At 34.1% G+C, this 3,453-nt stretch carries 3 protein-coding genes; all 3 read right to left on the bottom strand.

The genetic code is table 11. The annotated features are described in order from the left end of the window. A partial coding sequence (locus J7604_RS26120) for a hypothetical protein (protein WP_293903296.1) occupies positions 1-543 on the bottom strand: 543 nt, incomplete at its 3' end. A gap of 366 nt (positions 544-909) precedes the next feature. Then, on the bottom strand, positions 910-2,751 hold the full coding sequence (locus J7604_RS26115) for a T9SS type A sorting domain-containing protein (protein WP_293903293.1): 1,842 nt from the start codon (positions 2,749-2,751) through the stop codon (positions 910-912). Positions 2,752-3,048: 297 nt separating this feature from the next. Continuing rightward, entirely contained in the window at positions 3,049-3,231 is a 183-nt protein-coding gene (locus tag J7604_RS26110; RefSeq protein WP_293903290.1) for a hypothetical protein, read from the bottom strand. Between the last annotated feature and the right edge of the window lie 222 nt (positions 3,232-3,453).

Genomic DNA, 3,453 nt, shown 5'->3' with positions numbered 1-3,453 from the left:
TTCATCCCTAAACAAATCCGCGTATTCAGATGTACCATTGTAGGATTTACCTGAAAAGTTAATTAATAGAATCTCCTTATTTCGATATTCACAGTATATACTACTGTAAAGACTTCCCTTTCCTCCTGATCCCCGTTTGTTAAAATCATAATCCTCAGCATCAAGTCTGATTCTTTTTATTTCACTATAAAAAATCGTGGCTTTTTTTAATGGTAATTGAACTTTAATAAAAGTCGGAGTTATAAGCAAAAAGTATTTATTGACGGATCTATTTATAGCATAAAAATATAAGGAAACTAAACTTCCGATTAAGATGAATAAAACAATCGTTTGGAAGTTTTTTTGAGAAAAATAAAAGAAACTACAAAAATACAAGATAACTAACCAGGTTATCCAAATATTTCGTCTGTATTTTTTATCTTTTCCTCTCTCAGCATAAAAAATTTCAATCTCAGTATTCCTAATCTTATAATCATAGTCGTAATAAACCAAATCACCTAATGCTGACTGGCTTAACAACATTTTTTTATTCTTTGAAAACATTACTCTTTAAGGCACTTACAACTCTTACTAATATAAGTAAATTTATGATACATTCAAGTTTAAAATTGTAGATCAGAATGTCTTGCTGAAAGTAAAAATTAAATAGCCTTTTACAGAAAATAGGATAAATCAGACTGTTCTACATTGAAAATTTTAATTCTATTCTTTTATCAGTTTCACTACATTAAAAGATTTTCCATTTGAAACTTGTGAAGTATAAGCCGGGTAGAAAAATTCAGCTGGCGCGCTTTTGTAAAGCGTGCCAGCTGCACATTACTCCACAACTAAACTTTAAATCATGAAAAATAGCCAGTTCACTTTTGGTAAACTGACTGTTTAAATCTTTCTTAATACTAAACTCCAGTATTATTTTTTCAATACCTTGGAAATGCGCAATCCCGATGCCGTAATAACTTTTACAATATAGATTCCTGAATCCATTGGTAGTTCTGACAAATCTGTTTCAATGATGCCATTGGAATTTATTTGTCTTTTTCCTGAATAGCATTCCTTACCATGTAGATCAGTAATAGTAATAATAGCTACTTCATCATTGTCATCAATCTTTATTGACATATTGTCTAAAACAGGATTAGGGTAAATTACCATTGCAGTATAACTGGAATTCTGTTTAACTGTGGAGGTGATATCTCTTTTTATGACATGAAGAGTAACGGTAGCAGGCAAATTATTACTATCGCTTACAGTGGTAGCTTTAATGTTGTATACGCCTTCCTGATTTGGCCATTTTAGGTAGTCACCGGAACTATAATCGCCAAGTGTATGTGGAGCTGAAGTGGCTGTTTTATAGAGTGTGCCATTAAGATAGAATTGCACCGAAGTAAACGTGCCAAAAGTATTCGCTCTGATATTTACAGGTTCATCTGTGTAAATTGTGTCCACAGATTTTAGTGAACGAATGTCGGCTTCGGTTAAAGCATTTACAAGAGTGAGGGAGGTTGTTCCTGATTGAAAGGGGGAATATTTATAGAATTCATAGATGGTATTGGTGTAATCGTCTTCGGACTCATTTAATTTTACCTCTTCAGTCTGAAGGGTAAAATAAACATCATTTCCTGCGGGAATTATACTCCCGATATCAGGCATTCTTAGAGTATCTGTGTTGGTATCCGGATATTCTGTGATGAATTTGAATGAATCATTGTTGCTGTTGAATACCCACAGTTTTTTTCCACCTTCTGAAGTGATTATTAAATCGCCTATTGTGCAGTATGTACCCAGCAGTTTATCAAATGCTCTGACAAGTTGAGGAGAGGATATTCCGTCTGTTCTCCATAGTTCATTGTTATTAAAAATGTAGAGTTTGTCGTTCAAAGGTCTGACATCAACGATGCCCTCCATAAATTCTGTTGTACCAGCTTCGGTGCCATCGGTTCTAAAGAGTCTGTAAGGATTTGAAACCGTAAAATAGTAGTATCCATTAAACTCATAACCGGAATTACTATAGCCCCACCCTGCAGAACCCGTTGGGCCAGGATTAATATCTTTAATTAGTTGAGTATTCCCAGCTTCATCTAGTTTCCAGGGCTCTCTTCCATGAGCTGAGTCTATTACTTCAAGCATGGCATAATCACCAAAAGAATTAAGGTAGTTCATATAATCAAATGAACGCACTAAAGTTGTTCCTGAGGCAGTACCATTACTTTTCCATAATTGATGATGATAGACAATAAACATTGTATTTTTTATATTGAATAATGCATCTGCATTGCCTGTCGTAGTTGTAGGAGCCAAATCTATAATTTGTACTGTACCAGCCTCAGTTCCGTCGGTTTTGTAAAGGCGATCCTCAACCATAAAATAAGTTGTTCCATTCCAGTAAAAGAGGTTGTTAATTGAGTTTTCGTATTCTGGGGTGAATATTTTCACTGGCATTGTGCCAGAAACTGTGCCGTCAGATTTCCATAATTGATTACTATATCCTCCATTCCCCCGAACTGTGAAATACAGGACATTGTCTGAAACTATTTGTTCCCCTATATCATTTTGATGTCCAAATGATGTTAATTGGATGGTAGATCCAGGTGTTCCATCTGTTTTCCAAAGATTACCAGCTTCGAAAAGAACAGTAGAGTTTATTTTAAAGCATTGTCCTGAAATTCCCAAATTGGCAAGCTTTTGAGGCTGAGCCATTGTAATATGAATTGTCCCAAAGAATAAAGTGAATACAAGTAGTTTTTGAATCATAGCTGGTATGTTTAAGTTGAATAGATAAAGCATAATGACCAGAAGTGTTGTATTTTCAACCTTAGATTATCAAGCTTCGCCAAAATGAAAATTCAACTCTTCTCTTCTTTAAAGAAATTATTAGTAAAGATTATTTTTTAACTTGGATTACACTTGAATGTTTAAACCTTTAGATGGTTAACTTCAACAGGCAAATTATAGCAAGTTTTTAACTTGAGAGGAAACCTTGTGTCCCTTTTTAAAATCTCTTAATATATCTGATAAGTTCTTTCCTTTTTCTGCTCTAACTATCATGTGTTAGTGATTTGTCATTAAAACCCAGGCATAAATGACAAGACCTTTTTCTTTCTGACAATATTTTAAACTATCTACAAAAATACCTTTGTAATGCTCGCGGGTAAAAACATCGACCCATTCTACTACTGCTGTCGTGATAAAATATAATCCTTCCGGATCATTGATGGTATATTTAGATGACATAGCTGGTTATTTTATTATTCTCCAAATATAAAAATAGCCCCGATAAATATCGGGGCTATTTTTGAAAACTATCTTGAATCATAAATTTCTCTGCCTTTGAAACCGCAAGTCAACAGACTTCCCTCTCTGGGCTAAGTCTGGCTGAAGTCTATTTGACTTCTGCCCATTGTGTCGTCCTAAAAAAAGTTTACAGTTGAGATTGTTAATCCGGTTATAAATTTA

Origin of the sequence: Sporocytophaga sp., assembly GCF_017745095.1 — a bacterium.
Taxonomy (GTDB): domain Bacteria; phylum Bacteroidota; class Bacteroidia; order Cytophagales; family Cytophagaceae; genus Sporocytophaga.
This window is presented reverse-complemented; position numbering and strand designations above follow the sequence as displayed.

Bases quoted from the DNA above. Each gene is read 5' to 3' on its own strand.
- J7604_RS26110 (WP_293903290.1), bottom strand. From the start codon at position 3,231: ATGTCATCTAAATATACCATCAATGATCCGGAAGGATTATATTTTATC.
- J7604_RS26115 (WP_293903293.1), bottom strand. From the start codon at position 2,751: ATGATTCAAAAACTACTTGTATTCACTTTATTCTTTGGGACAATTCAT.